General features: G+C 38.7%; 12 protein-coding genes. All 12 read right to left on the bottom strand.

Annotated features, from left to right (window positions below):
• Positions 1–922, bottom strand: a 922-nt coding sequence (locus VK159_RS15275) for a class I SAM-dependent DNA methyltransferase (protein WP_324231028.1), incomplete at its 3' end; no start/stop codon positions are given.
• Positions 923–926: 4 nt separating this feature from the next.
• The gene (locus tag VK159_RS15270) at positions 927–2,117 is read right to left on the bottom strand and encodes a hypothetical protein (RefSeq protein WP_324231027.1); all 1,191 of its coding nucleotides are present in this window, start codon (positions 2,115–2,117) and stop codon (positions 927–929) included.
• 3 nt (positions 2,118–2,120) lie between these two features.
• Positions 2,121–4,628, bottom strand: coding sequence for an N-6 DNA methylase (locus VK159_RS15265; protein WP_324231026.1), 2,508 nt, complete (start codon positions 4,626–4,628; stop codon positions 2,121–2,123).
• Between the two features lie 56 nt (positions 4,629–4,684).
• Entirely contained in the window at positions 4,685–5,695 is a 1,011-nt protein-coding gene (locus VK159_RS15260; RefSeq protein WP_324231025.1) for a WYL domain-containing protein, read from the bottom strand.
• A 17-nt stretch (positions 5,696–5,712) separates the two neighbouring features.
• Positions 5,713–6,873: a DUF4268 domain-containing protein gene (locus VK159_RS15255; protein WP_324231024.1), complete on the bottom strand. Its 1,161-nt coding sequence runs from the start codon at positions 6,871–6,873 to the stop codon at positions 5,713–5,715.
• 204 nt (positions 6,874–7,077) lie between these two features.
• The gene (locus tag VK159_RS15250) at positions 7,078–8,325 is read right to left on the bottom strand and encodes a DNA recombination protein RmuC (protein WP_324231023.1); all 1,248 of its coding nucleotides are present in this window, start codon (positions 8,323–8,325) and stop codon (positions 7,078–7,080) included.
• A gap of 669 nt (positions 8,326–8,994) precedes the next feature.
• The gene (locus VK159_RS15245; protein WP_324231022.1) at positions 8,995–10,161 is read right to left on the bottom strand and encodes an alpha-hydroxy acid oxidase; all 1,167 of its coding nucleotides are present in this window, start codon (positions 10,159–10,161) and stop codon (positions 8,995–8,997) included.
• A gap of 129 nt (positions 10,162–10,290) precedes the next feature.
• Entirely contained in the window at positions 10,291–12,441 is a 2,151-nt protein-coding gene (locus VK159_RS15240; protein ID WP_324231021.1) for a beta-glucosidase, read from the bottom strand.
• 159 nt (positions 12,442–12,600) lie between these two features.
• Complete coding sequence (locus VK159_RS15235; protein WP_324231020.1) at positions 12,601–14,145, bottom strand: aldehyde dehydrogenase (NADP(+)); 1,545 nt, start codon at positions 14,143–14,145, stop codon at positions 12,601–12,603.
• Positions 14,145–14,981 (bottom strand): fumarylacetoacetate hydrolase family protein, encoded by an 837-nt coding sequence (locus tag VK159_RS15230; protein WP_324231019.1) that lies wholly within the window; start codon positions 14,979–14,981, stop codon positions 14,145–14,147. The genes VK159_RS15235 and VK159_RS15230 overlap by 1 nt, the downstream gene beginning before the upstream one ends.
• Before the next feature lie 11 nt (positions 14,982–14,992).
• Complete coding sequence (locus VK159_RS15225; protein WP_324231018.1) at positions 14,993–16,501, bottom strand: alpha-L-fucosidase; 1,509 nt, start codon at positions 16,499–16,501, stop codon at positions 14,993–14,995.
• Between the two features lie 38 nt (positions 16,502–16,539).
• Positions 16,540–18,351: a sialate O-acetylesterase gene (locus tag VK159_RS15220; RefSeq protein WP_324231017.1), complete on the bottom strand. Its 1,812-nt coding sequence runs from the start codon at positions 18,349–18,351 to the stop codon at positions 16,540–16,542.
• Positions 18,352–18,539 lie beyond the last annotated feature (188 nt).

The following is an 18,539-nucleotide window of genomic DNA, read 5'->3' as shown; positions in this document are numbered from 1 at the left end:
CCGTGGGTGGCACCGTGTATCCTTTCCAGCGTGCATCGGTTGTAAGTTCATCATCGGCCCGCCATTGATTTTGGCTAAAGGGCGGGTTGGCCATAATAAAATCGGCCTTGAGGTCTTTGTGCTGGTCTCGTATAAATGTATTCTCCGGCACATCGCCCAGGTTGGCAGTAATACCACGGATGGCAAGGTTCATTTTTGCCAGCTTGTAGGTAGTGGCGGTGTACTCCTGGCCGTAAATAGAAATATCCCGTTTGTTACCGTTGTGGCTTTCAATAAACTTGATGGATTGCACAAACATACCCCCGGAGCCACAGGCAGGATCGTAAATTTTTCCCTTGTAGGGTTCCAGCATTTCGGCTATCAGGTGTACAATACTCTTGGGTGTATAAAACTCTCCTTTGCCTTTTCCTTCGGCCAATGCAAACTTGCTTAAAAAGTATTCGTACACACGGCCCACAATATCCTGCTGTTTATCGAGAAGGGTATTGATGTTGTTAATGGTATCGAGCAGGGAAGCGAGTTTACTTACATCGAGGTTGAGGCGGCTGTAATAATTATCGGGCAATGCTCCTTTAAGTGCCGGGTTGTTTTTCTCAACAGTGTATAGGGCTGTATCAATCTTTAATGCCAGATCGTTTTGTTTGGCATTTTCAATTAAATAACTCCAGCGGCTTTCAGGTGCCAGGTAAAACACATTCTTCATGGTGTAGAATTCCACCATGTCGGTATATTGCTCTTTGCCTTCAGCAATGAGTTCCTGTTTGCGTTCTTCAAACTTATCGCTGGCAAATTTTAAAAAGATAAGACCGAGTACCACATGTTTGTATTCGGCGCTTTCTACACTGCCACGGAGTTTGTTGGCACTGTCCCACAGGGTTTCTTCGATGCTGCTTTGTTTTTTGGGTTTGGTTGCTTTGGCCATTCGTTTAAATCTTCTTTATTGCTTTTATGTGCAGTTTTTGTTTGTCGTTGCTTTCTTCGGTAGCAACTAAAATAATATCCTTTTCCTGTAATGCAAATTCATTTACAAACTTCGGTATAATTGAAAGTGATGGCGACCCGTCATCTGGCTGAAATGTACCGTACCCATTAGGGGCAATGCGTGTGATGCTGCCTTGTTGCCATTCGCCGGAAACAGATTCTTTTGCTGTTGAAATAACCTGCCAGGACTGTGCAAAGTCTGTTTTTGTTTTCTGCTCATCTGCAAATGTTTTAAACCAAACTAATAATTCCAGCAACTGATATACTGTACTCTGGTAGAGATAATTTGTTTGATTGGAATGAATAAACTCATCAACGGCAAGTTTTAATTTACCCGGGTTGTCGTGCGCACTGTCCTGTGTAACCTGGGTAACCTGCTTTAATAAAAAACCAATAACCGGAGGAATCAGTCCTTCGTTGATTTTATAAACTGTATGCAAACCGGAAAGATAAATACTGGACTGATTAAACGAACCGGCAGCGCTATACACTTCCTCCGGTATAACGCCTATCTCAGTTAAATAACGAAACAATTGCTCCATGATCTTTCGGAGGGGAACAAAGCTGTTTCTTATTTCTTCTGTAGTAACAATCGAATTGCTGCAAAGCTTAATTGCATTTAACAAAACAGGCGCATACTTTTCACCCAGGTATTCATCTGTAAAAAAAGCAAATGCTCTTTTGTGATTACGTAAAATTTGAGTTTCAGGTAAAAAATCTACTTCCCGTTTAAGATCGCTCCAAAGCAAACTCAGGTCATCTTTCAATTTATCACTTACCTTATCGTATACTTTACCATTTCTGTAAACATCCACCACAGCATTTGAACCTTTTGTAAAAGTGGTTTGCCCTGATAAGATGAACCATGGAATACTTTTCTGATCTTTTAATGTGTCTAAAGTTCGGGCAACTTCTATAAATGCGTCTTGCTTCGACACGTCGCCGGTTTGGTTAGCGTTCTGATAGAACAAGCCATCAACAATTACAGCATCATACTGCATGTATTTTTCTTTCAGAAGGCGAATGCCATCCTGCGCATTTGAAACGCCATGCAAAACGACATCATTCACATGCGCCTTTTCCCTTATGTCAGTTAGCGACTGATGTTCATCATCAAACCAAAGTACATTATACATTGACTATTCGTTTATATAAATTGGAAAAGAAAATTCAAATGAAGTAGCAAGATCAGTCTCCGGTAATCCTTCAGGACCGGTTTCGTCAATATAATCTAATCGGCCACTGAATTTTTTAACGATCTCGTTTATATACCAGCCTCCGAAACCTTCGCCTGCATTATCACCTGAGCTGAACCCTTTCCGGATATAATCTTTTAATATAAATGTTTCGCTGAGCGGCTTGCCGGTATTTGAAACAAGGAGTTGAACTTCAACATCATCATGCAAACCCGGATTAGTGAACAGTGAAATCTCAATTCGATTATTTTCAGTCCCCTTGAACGCATGAACTACAGCATTTTCAAGAAGATTATCCAACATATCTTTCAACAACTCGCCATTTGCCAGGATGTATAAACTTTTTGACACTTTTCCATCGGCTTCTTCATCTGGAGTATACCCAAACTTAATATCAAAAAGTCGACTGGGTCTCGACAGTACATCCTGTACGTACTCTTCCAGAAATGAAACCATATCTATAGGAACAAGTTTCTTTTGTTCTATCTCTTGCTCAACACGTAACTGGCGGCTAACAATTTGAAGTAAAGAGTCGCTTTCCTTCATCATGATTCGGAGATAATCTTCAAGTGTAAACAAATGCTTTTCACTTAATTTAAGTTTCTTCAGATCAGGGTATGAAGTAAACACGTGCTTCTCAAGCAAGTCAATTAAATTCTGAACTGTGCCACCTAAGGTTTGTGCCGGACCGGCCAATTTATGCCTGAGAAAAACATTCTGTTCTGCAACAGCATTGTTTGTTTCTTTTTCATCTTCCTCGTACGGAGTGAGCTTATTTCGATCCAGAATATCAAGTTCTGCTTCAACCCGTAATTTTTGTTCTTCCAACGTGAGCAATCGGATTTTCAGCTGTAGAATATCGTTCTTACTTATATAAGGAATGGTAGCCCCCATCCTGAATTTCCCAACCTGTGTCTCAACATAAGAACTCTTGAGTTCCGAAATGAGGTAGCGTATGTCTACCTTGGTAAAGTCTACGTTTAAAGCAAGAATATCGTTTGATACATAGTAAGGGTCATACACCTCAGTAACCATACTAGGCTTAAGTTGACTAAAGCGCAATGCCAACAATAAAGAAGGCTCATCTACTCTATATACATGCTTTGGCAATTCTTCAAAGGCAATATCATTCAGATTAATTTTATAATCTTCAAGATTTGATTTTAAATCTCTTATACGAATAAAACGGCCTGTAAGCTTTTCGATAATTTTAGTATTTCTTGAAACAGATGTTACAAGAGAACTGAGTGGTACAATTTCATAGCGGGTATTAGAATAGTCTTCTTCGTGAATCAAATACCGATTTACATTCAGCTTAAAATCGTTTTCAGCTATATCTTCATTATCGATATAACGTAAATTAGAACGTTCATTTTTTGAAGCAATTAATTCAAAAAAATGGTCCACGTCAATTCGCTTCTCTCTTTTTGACAGTTGTTTTACTGTTTCCTCGGCATCCACAAAAAGCACTTTCCCTTCTTTTTCTTTTTGCCTGGAGATAACGAGTATCGAAAATGGAATCGATGTATGAGGAAGCAATGCTCCCGGAAAAGAAATCACTTTTTCCAGATAATCATTTGCAACAAGAAACCTTCTCAGTTTTGTATCGGCTTTCGACTCAGAAGATGTAAAACTTGGTGCCACAAGAATAACCAACTTGCCATCGGGTTTCAGCATGTCAACCGACTTTCGAATGACCAGATCTTCTATGGATGTGGCATTAAAATTTGAATTAAGTAATTTTAATCTAAAGGGAGGAGCCGAGACAATCAGATCAAATTTCATTTCATTCACCTTCTCGTCATTGAAAGGGAATGAATGTAAAAGCCAGCTAAGATCTTCAAATCCACAAGCCATAGCACGGATAATACCTAATGCCCAATTTTCCCGGCCACTGTCCTGAGTTATCACTCTTGCAACTCCGGCTAGCTCAATTGCCAGTGAATGGTCGCCTGCAAAAGGGTTATAGACATTGGCTCCCACTTTTACTCTTTCTAAACCTGTCAAAACATGAACAAGCTCTTGTGGTAATAATGGAATATCAATTGCTTTACCCAAATTTTGCTGAAGAAACAATATATAATCTTCAAAGATTAAACTGAATTTTTCGAAAAATGTTTCTTCATCCAAAACGTCAAGTAATTGCACAATTTCAAAAAGACTTGTGTACGGTATTCCCCCAATTTCTTTTTGCACGGTTGAATAAACGGCCTTAACATATTCTGCGTCTGCCCCTTTGTAATCTGCTATTAAATCACCGATTGAAATCTGCGTGTTGGTTCGCAGAGAAGAATAAAGAAGTATTTTCTTTTTATACAAAACAAGTAAAAAGGGAATTACATGAAAATTTCGCCCTCTCAAATCAATAGGTAGAACGTTGATTAGCTTTCGAACGCTTTTTTTAATATGAAGTAACACTCCGTCTTCGTATGACTTCTGAATTTCATGCATATAATCTAAAATTTAGAAAACAAAAATGCTACCTATCTATGCAGCACATCTGCATTCTAACGATAATGTTTTATAAGTTTAATTGCTTTTTCCAAAAGTTCCTGCGCCAAAGCTTCTGGTTGTAATATCTTAATATTTTCTCCAAAAGAAAATAACAATGTCTTAAACTCATAATTCAAATGAACGTATAATTCTATGAGTACTGAGTCTTTCTTAACCCTTTTTACTTTTTGCGAACCGTGAATTGGTTTGGTTTCAATATAGGGCCAATAACTTCTGGCAACCTCTATCAGAACCTGAGCAGGTTTTGCATCCGTAGCCATCGTCACCCCAACAGTGTCTTCAAAATAATCATCAAAATTCACTACATCGTTTGGCTTATACTTCATCTTGCCGGAACGAACATTAAGTATACGATCCAAAGCAAGGTTAGTTAAATGATCGCTTTGTTCCTGACAACCAAACACAAACCAGCGATTATTGTAGGCTTTCAGATAATATGGATGAAAGTGGAAGGAGGTTTTCTTGACCTGCTTAAATCCTTTGTAATCTATTACCAATGACTGCCTGTAAAGAATGGCATCAAAAAGGATAGACAGATATTCGAGACCCCGCAAATACGGATTTTGCTCAAACTCAATAATCTTGTCGGTACTACCTTTCAAATGAAAACTTGATTCTAAACGCAGCAACATTTCTTCCACCCATTCAAATTGTGGCATGCCTTTAAAACGGCTTAAGGTTAACAGGGCCTCTTTAACCTGGTTTTCTTCCTGTTCGTTTAACAAACGATTGTTGATGGAATATTTACGATCGAGATATCTGTAAAATACTCTCCTCCCATCTTTTACTTTGTCCAGTTCAATTGACCACCCCTGGGCACTTTCCATAAACTTGATATCTTCAAAAATCTGACGTTTACTAACTGAAACAGCACTACCAGTAAAATCTTCAATGGCTTTGCTGCACGCATCCATTAAATCTTCTAAAAAATATTTCCTCCCGGGGTTACCAAAGCATTTATCCAGTGCCTGGTAACGTATCATTGCATGTTTGTTAGTAGCCAACTTGTACTGGTTTAATGTTATTCTTCTTCCAAGGGCTCTTGAATATCCTTAACAGATTGTTGCAAAATCAATTTGATTTCAGTGAAATAAGGCTTAACTGCCTTTTCCATTTTATTTAGCTTGTCAATCAGGAAACTGATAATTGCCGGCCAATCATCTTCGTTAAAATAATTGAGACCAGCCTTATAGATAGAAACTCGGGAGCTTTTCTTTTCTTCCATTTTTTCCCAAATCAACTCTTCTCCAAAAGCAGCTTCAATCGCCGATTTATGTTTGTAAAGCGAGTCGAAAAGTAATTTATTTTCCACCTGTGAAGAACGACCAAAATTTAATTGAACAGCAGCATCTGATTTTGTTAGGGTGCAGGTATAATTTACATACGTAATCCCTGTCCCACCTGCTACAAGCCAATGATCTTTTACCGGATTGGAATTTTGATATAAACTTGACTTGCCCTTAATTTCTTTCAAAAATGCAGCCCAGAACTTTAATCTTATTTTATGCCTGGTCTTTACCTCATCTTCGGTTGAAATTTCTTCCTGTGCTTTATTGGTCATCGAAATCACATAATCCTGCGCATCCTTCGTAGGGATGATCTGATCAAGTGAAAGAAAATACTGGCCGTTAAACTCGAATGGCGTAGCCTTAAAGCATTGAAGCCTGATTTTAAAGTTCATCAGCCAAAGTACTGTCGACGTTACTTCCTTTCGAAAGTTTGCGGCAATAAGTATAACACGTTGCTTACTGCTTTTATTAATATTTATTTCGTGGTAGGGAGTTTCATCAAAAAAGTCTTCCAGTACCTGAGCGGCCACCAGGTCTGTACCACTGGCATTCAAGTAAGCCTGGAAAATCTCTTCGATCTGCTCTTTGTTCAGTGTACTGCAATACGCAGCATATTTTAATGCCTGCCAGGTAACATCTCTTCCAGAATCATCTAGCTTATTTTCAATTACAACAAGATTGCCTTCCTTATCAAGAGCAAGTAAGTCGAGACGCTCATTGGTTTCATTGAAGCCGCTAAATTCTTTTTGAATGATAAGTAATTTTTCGCCAAGCGATTCAGGATTTCCGGCAATCCATTCTTGTAAGTTGGCTCTTTCTTTAAATCCTAATTCAGAAAAGCTTTTCCGTGCTAACGACTGAATAGAGTTGGTTTTGGAATCGATAACAAACATGGTGTCTTTTGAGAAAGGTATTTTGTAAACAAAATGGTTATTCGTTCAAATATAAGTATCATTCTTATTAATTTAATTACGTAGACCAACAATGATAAACCAGCTAAATTCGAGGCTTCAAGAAAGCCAAAAAGTCTAATCCCGATCAATTTTTTCGCATTCTTCCCAACTACCTGTGAATAAGAGCGCTTTTATCGAACATTGTTACTCTTCGCTTAAATAATCTACGGGAATACTCTTTACTGTTCTGGCCCCCATCTCTTTTAAACGTTCCACCTGCTTCGAAAAATTACCTCTGCCGGTAGCCAACTGCTTATACGCATTTTCGTATACGGTCTGGGCGTCGTTAATTGAATCACCTACTGCTTTAAAGTTGGTCAAAAACCCGACAAATTTTTCATAGATCGTACCTGCCTGTTCAGCAATTGCTTCTGCATTTTGGGTCTGTTTATCTACCCGCCACATTTCTTCCACGATTTTTAAAATTGCGAACAAGTTAGTCGGACTTACCAAAATAATGCCTTTATCATATCCATATTTCCATAGCGTTGTATCCGATTTTAATGCTTCTAAATACGCCGGTTCAATCGGCACAAACATCAGTACATAATCCAGCGCTCGGGCATATTTCGGATAATTCATTTTGCTTAACCCATCAATATGCGCTTTTATTGATCTTACATGTTCGTTTAAATAATTGATGGACTCTTCGGGATCTTCAGCATTTACCGAAGCTTCGTATGCAATGAGCGACACCTTCGAGTCTATAATTACTTTTCGCTCATCGGGATAAAAGACGGTCACATCGGGCTGTAAACCTCTACCATGTTCGTCTTTTACGATATCACCTGCTGCATCTTTGATAAATTCCTGTACTTTAAAATGCTGCCCTTTTATCAAACCGCTGTTTTCGAGTATGGTTTCGAGGATCATTTCGCCCCAATTACCCTGAAGTTTTTTGTTACCCTTTAATGCTGTCGATAAATTATTAGCCTGTTCACTTACCTGTTGACTACTTTCAACCAGTTTTTGTACTTCACGGCCGAGCGAAAAACGTTCTTTACTTTCTTTATCGTAGGTCTCCTCAACTTTTTGTTTGAACTGGCCGATTTCTGTTTTTAAAGGATCGAGAATTGCTTTGATGTTTTTCTCGTTGGCTTCGGTAAACTTTTGTGATTTCTCGTCTAAAATTCCTTGTGCCAGGTTTTTAAATTCAAACCGAAACTTTTCACCTAATGCTTCTAAATCCTGCTTCTGTGTATGCAACTTTTCATTTGCCGCATGCAGTTGTTCTTTTACGGCCGCAACCTGTGCCAGAGCTTCACGGTAATCATGCTGTGTTTGTTCAGCCTTCACCCGTTCCTGTTCAAGTATATGTAATTTGCCGTTTGCTGTTTGAAAGCGGGACAGGTATTCTTCTTTATCGATCATCAGCTGTTTATTCTGATTCATTAAATCACCTATCGAATTCTGTAACTGTTCATTTTTTTCAGTTAATACAGCTTGTAATTGCGACGATTTGGATTTACTAAATAGCCACCCAATTAAACATCCAAAAAACAGGCAAATGATAGAAACTGCCAGGTACAACATATTCATGTATTTTAAGTTTGTAAGAAAGTACAAACTTATAAAGGCTCTTTGCAACCTATTTGCGGAGTGCAATGAACTGGAACTTATAGATTAAATCAAATAAATACTAAAAGCTCTTTTAGTATACTAAGGATAACCAGAAAATTCATTACATAAAGCAGCTTCTTAAAACATTATTCAGTTTAGGTAAGCACAAAAAAATTATATTATGATGTACTCTAAAAGGACTTTAGATTTGGACTGATTAGAATAAATATGATTTAGAAGAATTTCTTAACAGCATACTGTACGTTCTCTTTGTATTCCAACAGATACAACTTTCGAATCCCCTCCGAAAAAAGAGGTCTGTTTTCTGAATATTCCGTTTGTTATTGTTAAATACTGTTGACAGAAGCCGGCATTATTTAACAGCATCTGGCAGTAATTGAAAGTTTACAACATTTTTCGTAACTGCTCTTTTTGAAATTCATATAAATTCTGTTGACAGTTGCTGGCAGAATCCTATTTTTTTTCGGAATTCCCGAATGATCACAATTTAGCCAAAGAAGTTTTCACCAAATGTTCAGGCAAATCTTCAATACGTGAACAGTTTACTTGTTCCATAATTTGTTGCAGTTGGGTTTTGATAAGACCAATTGTATGATCGCCTCCATTTTTTCCAAGAGCTCCTACGCCATACATAAAACTTCTGCCGAGGAAAACAAATTCTGCACCGGCTGCTAATGCCCTTGCCACATCGGGCCCCGATCGCAAACCACTATCCAGCATAATTGATAATTTGCCTTTGTACTTTTCAACGATAGGAATCAGTGAATGAACAGAAGACTCCCCTGCATCTAATTGTCGCCCCCCGTGATTTGAAACAATAATACCATCAACACCTAAACGGTGTGCAATAGCAGTATCTTCAACAGTGGCCACACCTTTCAGAATTAATTTTCCTTTCCAACGTTGTCGTATCCGATCAATTTTTTCTTCATTTAATCTTCCAGAAAAGGTACGGTTCATAAACAAACCCAGTTGTTTCATGCTCATTCCTTTGGGCATGTATGGTTTCATGGTAGCAAACTGTGGTATACCGTTTACCAATGTTTGAATAGCCCAATCAGGTCTTGTTACAATTTGCAGCATGTTTGCTATCGTCATTCGGGGTGGCATTGCCAGGCCGTTCCTGATATCCCGTGGCCTGAAACCGAAAGAAGGCACATCGCACAACAATACCAACACATCAATACCGGCCACTTCTAAACGTCGGATAATATCTTCTGTGATGTGTTCTTCTGCCGGATGATAAAGCTGATACCAACATTTCCCCTCGGTGATTGCAGCAATCTCTTCAATAGATGCTGTAGTAACTGTGCTGAGAATAAATGGAATATTTGCCTGCATTGCTGCTTTCGCCAAAATCTGTGGTGATTGTGGCCAGATTAATCCCTGTAGTCCAACAGGAGCAATGCCGAATGGGGCACTATAAATATGTCCAAACAATGCCGTTTCCAGTCTTATTTTTTCAAATGGTTTTAAGTAGTGTGGCTTTAACTCGATGTTTCTTAACTCTCGTGTATTTTTTTCAAGATTAACATCCTCATTGCATCCGCCATCAAGATATTCAAATGCAAACTTTGGAATCCGTTGTTTTGCTTTACTGCGCAAGTCTTCGATCGAAGGATAAGCTGTATTGTAGGAAAGTTTCATGATTTGTGGTTAAACTGCTTAACACTTTTTGAGTTGATCTTTATTAGCATGTATGTTTATTTTCCTTGTGGGATTAGCATCTAAAAAATACTAGTATATTGTTTTTAACCCTTTACTTAGTTATAATCTTTACTTTATGCTTATCATCCTGTTCAATCTGACGTCTGTAGATGAGCTGCCGATTAAAATATTAAACACGCCTGGATTCACTACCCATTTCATTTTAGTGTCATCAAAATATTGAAACGAAGTTTCATCAAGTTTGAGTATAACCAGCTTTTCCTCGCCTGCTTTCAGAAATATTTTCTGAAATGCCTTCAGCTCTTTTTTAGGTCTTGTCACTATGGGATTTACCTCAGACACATATACCTGCGCAACTTCTGCTCCTTCTTTTTTACCTGTATTTTTTAGAACAAAAGATATCGTTGCGCTGTGTTTAGAAGTAGCTATTTTTAAATTGGAATACTTGAAGGTTGTATATGATAAACCGTGTCCAAATGCAAATTGTGGAATGATATTATAGGAGTCATAGTATCTATAACCAACAAAAATATCCTCCTTATACCTTACTGTGGACCCATCGCCTGGATATTCACCAATTTTAATTGCAGGTGCATCTTCCAGCTTTTTTGGAAAAGTAAACGGCAATTTACCAGAAGGATTTACTTTGCCAAAAAGAATATTAGCCAAAGCATTTCCTCCTTCCATTCCGGCATACCATGCCTGAATAATTGATCTCGTTTTTCCTTCCCATGCTGTCATATCAACAGGCCCACCACCAACTAACACTACAACCAGGTTTGGATTTACTTTTTGCAATGCCTTTATTAATATATCCTGATCAAATGGCATTTGAAGATTTGGTTTGTCAACGTTTTCAGCATCAAAAGCGTTGTCGTCCCATTTATTATAATCATAACCGTGTGTCCAGCCTCCCACAAAAATTACAACATCGGCATTTTTTGCAACTGAAATAGCTGCATTGATAAGAGAATCGTTTGCTTTAGAATTTTTGTAGTCATCATAGCCTTTCGAAAAATCCACTTTCACATTTTGTCCAACAATGTCTAAAATTCCCTTCAATGGAGAAATTTCATAGAATGCTTTCACTTGCGAACTGCCGCCACCAAACCCATGCAATCTCACCGCATTATTTCCAACAACTGCAATGGATTTTATTTTCGATTTGTTTAAAGGCAATAAATTATTTTCATTTTTGAGAAGCACAATTCCTTCTTCAGCCACCTTTAATGCCGTTAATTGGTGATCTCGGGTATTATATTGTCCAGATTGTTTTGTTCCACCAATCATATTATACTTGTACATGATTCTTAATATTCTTCGAACCTTTTCATCGATCACAGATTCATCTACTTGTCCGGATTTAATAAGTGCTAAAGCAGAGTCACCTAGAAAAAAATTATTGTAATTAATATTCGGGAGCATGGCAAGTTCTGATCCCATTTCGATATCACACCCATTTGTAAGGGCTTGCATTGTATTGTGGACAGCTCCCCAATCACTTATCATTATTCCTTTGAAATTCCAGTCCCCTTTTAAAATTTTATTTACCAGGTAATTATTATGCGTACAATACTCGCCTCTAAATTGATTGTATGCGCCCATTATTGTAGATACGCCAGCCATTACAGCAGCTTTAAAACCGGGTAAATAAATCTCCTGCAGTGCACGTTCGCTCATTTCTACATTAATCGTATTCCGATTAACTTCTTGATTATTAGCAATAAAATGCTTTACACAAGCTGCAACGCCTTGTTCTTGTACCCCTTTAATATATCTAACTACCATTTTTGATATTAAATATGGATCTTCACTTTGGTACTCGAAATTTCTGCCATTCAATGGATTTCGTATAATGTTTATCCCTGGTCCGAGAATAATATCTTTCTTTCTAAATGCGGCTTCACTGCCTAAAACCTTGCCAAAATCATAACCCAATTTTGTATTCCATGTGGCTGCAAGGCAAACTCCAACAGGCAAATAAGTGCCAGAATCTAAAGACGCAGGACGAGGTGTTGACCAATCTAATGGGCGTTCATAATTTACTCCGTGGGGGCCATCGCTCATTGCTAATTCGGGAATACCAAGGCGTTTTACACCTGCCGTTGTGAATGCTGTATTTCCATGTATCATTCCTATTTTCTCCTCAAGTGTCATCTTTTTAATCAGTTCATTTATTTTCTGTTCAACGGAAAAAGATTGTGCCTGTATCACTGAGCATCCAATGAATAAGCATAATGCTAAACCTATCCTCTTCATGTATTTTGTTTTTTACGTAAAAGAATTTTCTTTCATTCCAACACTGTACATCACATTTGAAAGCAACGCAGCAATTGTATTCCTAAAAAAAGGAAAGGTGAAGAATCACCCTTCCGTAGACTACTGATTGCTGTACGATACTAAACTGTATATTTTGTGTTACAAGTCTCTAACAAAATTGTTATTTACCTTTCTGAAAATGTTTAATGGATTTTCCTGTTTTAACTCTGCCGGCAATAACTCGTTTGGAAAATCCTGAAAACAAACGGGTCTGGTAAACCGATAAATAGCCTGCGTACCAACAGAAGTAGACCGGCTATCAGTTGTAGCTGGAAATGGTCCACCGTGTACCATCGCATGGGTTACCTCAACACCTGTTGGAAAACCGTTTATAATAAGCCGACCGGCCTTTTGTTGCAGTATTTCAATTAGTTCTCTATATTCTTCCAAATCTTCTTTAGTCGAATGCAGTGTTGCAGTTAGCTGGCCCTTCAACGATTGAGCAAATTCTATCATTTCCAACTTGTCTTTCACAAGTATACCCATCGTACAAGGTCCAAAAATTTCCTCTGTGATGTAATCATGATTGGAAGCAGCCTTTGTATTTGTAGTAAAAACATGCGATTGAACAATATCAGCATCGGTTCTCGTCAACATGTTTATTGATGGATCAGCAGCTAACCGCTGAATACTTTTTACGTATTGTTTTTGGATATTCTCTGTCAATAAAGGACCGACATTCACTGCTTCAACCGCTTCTTTTAATTTTTGAACGAACTCCATACCTGCAGAAGTATTCACCAAAACAAACATTCCCGGATTTGTACAAAACTGACCATTACCTAACGTTACAGAAGCAGCCAATCCTTTTGCCAGTTCTTCGCACTTATCCCGTAATGCTCCCGGAAGAAAGAACACGGGGTTCACACTTCCCATTTCGGCATATACAGGTATAGGATCCGGTCGTTGGGCAGCAAGATCAAACAAAGCTTTTCCTCCAGCATATGAACCGGTAAAACCAACAGCCTTCATTGCACGATGCTTCACTAACCAGGCTCCTACCTGATGCGTTATACCATGCACCATATTGAACACTCCTGAAGGCATTCGGGCTTTACTCACTGCTTGTCTAATAGCAGAAGCCACCAGTTTGCATGTTCCGGGATGAGCAGGATGCGCCTTTACTATAACCGGGCAACCTGCTGCCAAGGCGCTCACAGTATCTCCACCGGCAACCGAGAATGCCAACGGGAAATTGCTGGCTCCAAACACTGCCACAGGTCCTAACGGTTGCTGCATCTGACGTACATCCGGCTTAGGTAAAGGAACTCGTGTGCTATCTGCTGTATCTATAATTGCATTTACCCAACTGCCTTCACGTAACAGATCAGCAAAAAGCAGAAGTTGTGCAATGGTTCTGCCTCGTTCGTTTTGAATCCTGGTTGCAGGCAGGCCTGTTTCTAATGAAGCACGTTCAATTAACGTATCTCCAAGAAGCAATAACTCGTCTGCTATTGCTTCAAAAAAAATGGCTTTTTCTTCGCCACTTTTTTTCCTGTAAGTAACAAACGATGAAGCGGCTGCTTCGCAAGCTTCGTTTACTTCACTTTCCAGTGCCTCCGCAAATTCTTCATCCAGCGGTTGGCCATTAACAGGATTGAACGCCCTGAATTTAATTTGAAGTGTATCATTTGTGATACTCATTATGCTACCGTATTTGTAAGTGTTCCAATATGATCAATGCTGATGATAATTTCATCTCCTGATAGCAGTGTAAACTCATTTGGCGGAACCAGGCAGGTGCCCGTCATTAAAAAACAGCCATTGGGAAAACTACATTCACAATACAAGTAATCAACCAATTCATCGTGCGTTCGTTTCATTTGACTGATGCGAGTACTGTCTGCATACATCTTAGTATTGCCCCTGTGGATCTGAATGTGAATCCCGGTATTAAACGGTATCGGTTGCTCGGATACATAGATGCAAGGACCAAGAGCTGTAGCACCATCATATACTTTTGCTTGCGGTAAGTATAAAGGATTCTCTCCTTCAATACTTCTGGAACTCATATCGTTTCCAATGGTATAACCTGCAATTTTTCCGTTGGATGTAATGAATAACGTGAGTTCTGGTTCCGGAACATTCCATGTAGAATCTTTGCGTATTCTCACTTGAGAATTGTTGCCCATAACCCGTTGAGCTGATGCTTTAAAAAACAATTCTGGTCTCTCGGCATCATACACTTTATCATAAAAGGTTGCTCCTCCACTTTCTTTCGACTCATTCATTCGTGCGTCCCGGCTACGCAAATAGGTTACACCAGCAGCCCATACCTCTTGCTGACCAACAGGTGCAAGTGTTGAAGGCTCTAACCAGCTGCTGATACCCGGTTCGGGCTCCAAATTGTTTAACTCGTTTCTTATTTCTGTATATAAATTATCACGATTGATGTAAGCATCCCAATCCGTAAGATTTGACAAATAAAGCCTATGCTCAAATTCAACTACAATTCCTCTTCCTGTTTTAAAAATTTTCATGCTGCTGCTTTTTATTTTCCTTTTTTGATTTGTCTGGCCCCTCCAGTTATTTTAAACACATATGCATACTTTCCATTAAAATCTGCGGGCGATAACATGGGAGGTATTATTCGGGCACCGTTACTGGTGTTTACAAGTTTTGCTTTTTTGGGGGAGCCCAGCAGCCTAACATTCGTACTAACAGAAAATGAAACATCTCGGACAAGCAAGCCGTTTAAAGGCCATTTTGTAGTGATGACATACAGGTCATCGCCTTTAACTGTATAGAATTGTGTTTTAACTGATTTGGTTGATGCTGCCTCTGCTGCAGTTTTTTCCTTTGTATCCGTTGCAGTTGTAGTAGGTGCTTTACTTTTTTCGGCAGGATTAAACCATGCTTTTGTTCCATAGATTCCTTCCCCATTAATCGCAAGCCAGGCCCCGATATCTTTTAAACGTTGTTCCATTATACCCGGCATAGTACCATCTGCGGCCGGACCAACATTAAGACAAAGATTTCCCCCACGTCCAACAGTATTTACAAGTAAATGAACAAGCTCTTCCGATGTGCGGTAATCATTAATATCTTCATTACGGTTATAACCAAATGAATAGCCCATTCCCTGAATTTCTTCCCAGGGATGATCGCTGTCGAGATCAGTATCTGCATATTCTCTTGAATAATAACCTCCGTGTTTCCCTCTTACTTTGCCCCAACGATCGTTTACTGCAACTTCATCTTTATTAGGCGCATTATTATAAAGCCAGGAAAGAAATTCTTTGCTTTGAAGGCGATGTTCATCTTCATCCCAATCTCCGTCCGGATATAAGATGGAAGGTTGATATTTCATCACCAATTCTTTCATTTGCGGAATGATGTGATCGGTAATCATTTTATCCTGAGGAATTTTGTATTTGCTTACAACATCTTGAGGCAAATAGTAACCATTAAAATTTCCCGGTCTTTGTGTAGGTGTACTTTCCCATTCGATCAGCGAAAAATAAAGTCCCATTTTAATACCTTTCTCACGAACTGCTTTTGTAAGATCGCCAACAAGATCACGTTTGGGACCCACCTCCATTGCATTCCATCCTTTGGAATAAGGACTTGAGCTTGGCCATAAAGCAAATCCATCATGATGCTTTGATGTTAGGATCACGTACTTCGCTCCGGCATCTTTAAAAAGCTGTGCCCATTTTTCCGGTTGCCATAACTCAGCACGAAACATTGGTGCAAAGCTTCTGTATTCAAAGTCTTTACCAAAAACACGATCATGAAAATCCCTGCTTGGCCCTTTACGACTCATGGCTAACACTTCGTACCATTCGGCATAACAATCATACACAGAACCTTGCCTGTTGATGTAGATATAAGATGGTACAGAGTAAACTCCCCAGTGAATAAACACACCGAATTTTGCATCCTGAAACCATTGTGGTACAGGTCTGCTGTCAATACTATTCCATGTGGGTTCATAATTTTTTTGTGCATTCACCATCCCTGCATAGCACACGAACATATAGAAAAACAGTTTCTTCATATCTATCCTTATTTATAGATTTTTTATACTTTATGTAATCATTTTAGATAAATGTAAAATGGCATTGCCGGTAATCTCTCCGCATTAAATAATGAGGCATCAGGATCTTCCGACCAAGCATACCTGATTGCTATTGGCTTTTCAATATTTTTACTGTAAACAATTACACCGTTGCCTTCAATTTCTGCTTTGGCGAAATGAAAGATGCTGTCGGGCCCTGCTACTTCAAATCCCCGTACATATCCATATTTGTCATTCGTAAGCAATCCGTTTGAAGCTTTTGCAAAAGTTAAACGAACTTTATTTCCATCGAGTTGAACGTTTTGTAATACAGGCCCCTGTTCCATTACATCTTCATGGTAAGCCAGTTTTCTTGCAAGCAATGAAAGCCGATAGCCAACATCTTTTTTATTTACAGGGTGAACATCGTTTGAATCGCCTATATCAATGGTTACTGCTACTCCAACACCAGGTAGTGTTGCAGCTTTTTGTTGTGCATCTCTTATTAAAACATAGTTTCTGTTTTCCGGATTTGAATTGATATAATTAGGTAATTGAACAATCAGGAAGGTTAAGGAATCATTTTTGAACTCAGCTCGCCAATTGTTTATTAAAGCCGAAAGTAAACGTTGATAGGTAGCGGGACGATTGGAATTATTTTCTCCCTGATACCAAAGCACACCCGTAAAAGATAATTGTGTAAACGGATGAACCATTCCATTGTATAAAGAAGTTGGAAAATTATTTGGACCTGTTTTAAGCGCCGGGTTACTACTTAAATACCCAGGTTTAAATTTCCATAAACCCGTTAAGTTTTTTTTACCCGATGGAGTTTGTAAAAACATGTCTTCCTCTTTGCCAATAAAACCACCTAACCCCCACAATTTGGTAATTCGTACTGTAATAATATTTTCTTCGCTCTGAAGTAGTTCTCCGGGAATCGTATAAATCAATCTGCTATCATATGATATTGCATTATCGATTTTCTCGCCGTTAATGAATACCTCTGCTGAGTTACCTGTTTTACCTAAACTCAGCAATGCACTTTTACCTGCATCTGCAGATGGTATTAAAAACTTCCTGCTAAACCAGCCATTGCCTTCGCCTTTAATACCCCAATGATCCCAGGCACCGGGTACTTGCACAACCTGCCAATCTGTAGTTTGATTAGAAGGCTTATACCAACCGCTTACCAAGCCCACATCAAGACGATTAACAGAATCTTCCCAATTACGGCCGGCTTCCTGCGCATGCATTTGAAAAGAATCAATATTTATAATGGAGTGAAGGTTTTGAATAGATGGTTTATAATTTTTGAAAGTAGTTAATGAAACTTCCGGCATCCATGCTTCAATATCTGTTCCGCCCCACGCACTTACAACCAGCCCAATGGGCACATTTACTGACGGTTGCAGATAGTGACCAAAATAAGCAGCTACAGCAGACAAATCAGCTGCGTTATTAGTATTAAACCCCTTCCATGACGACTTCTTTATCTCTGATTCGGGTTTATTGCCCATGTAATGAGGAACAGTTAAAACTCTGATGTTATGATTTGTAAATAATCCTAGATGCTTCCGCTCTTTTTCAAGCCATCCCAATTTCCATTCCATATTCGACTGACCGCTGCAAAACCAAACATCCCCCATCCAAATATCATGTAGCGTGATGGTTTTTTTCCCATTCACTAAAAGCTTGTACGGACCGCCAGCCGGAAGGGCTGAAAAATTTACTTCCCAGCTACTATCGGCTTTTACTTTCGTTTTTATTGATTTACCCGCAAATTGAACATTAAATTTCTCGCCTGGATTACCCCAGCCATAAAAAGTTATAGGCTTATTACGTTGCAAAATCATCGAGTCAGAAAAAACGGTCGCTAATCGAATTTGGCCATTACTTGTCAATGAAAAAAAAACAAATAAAAGAAGTGCTTGAAATCGACTATAACGGAACATAATTTTATTTTTTATCAAAATAAAATTAGCATCTTAAGCAAGAGGTCTATTAAACAAATTTGGCATTTTATTGCATCATTTTT

Source organism: Lacibacter sp. (genome assembly GCF_035299325.1).
Lineage (GTDB): Bacteria > Bacteroidota > Bacteroidia > Chitinophagales > Chitinophagaceae > Lacibacter.
Note: the sequence above shows the minus strand (reverse complement) of the source record. Positions and strands in the feature narration are given on the sequence as shown.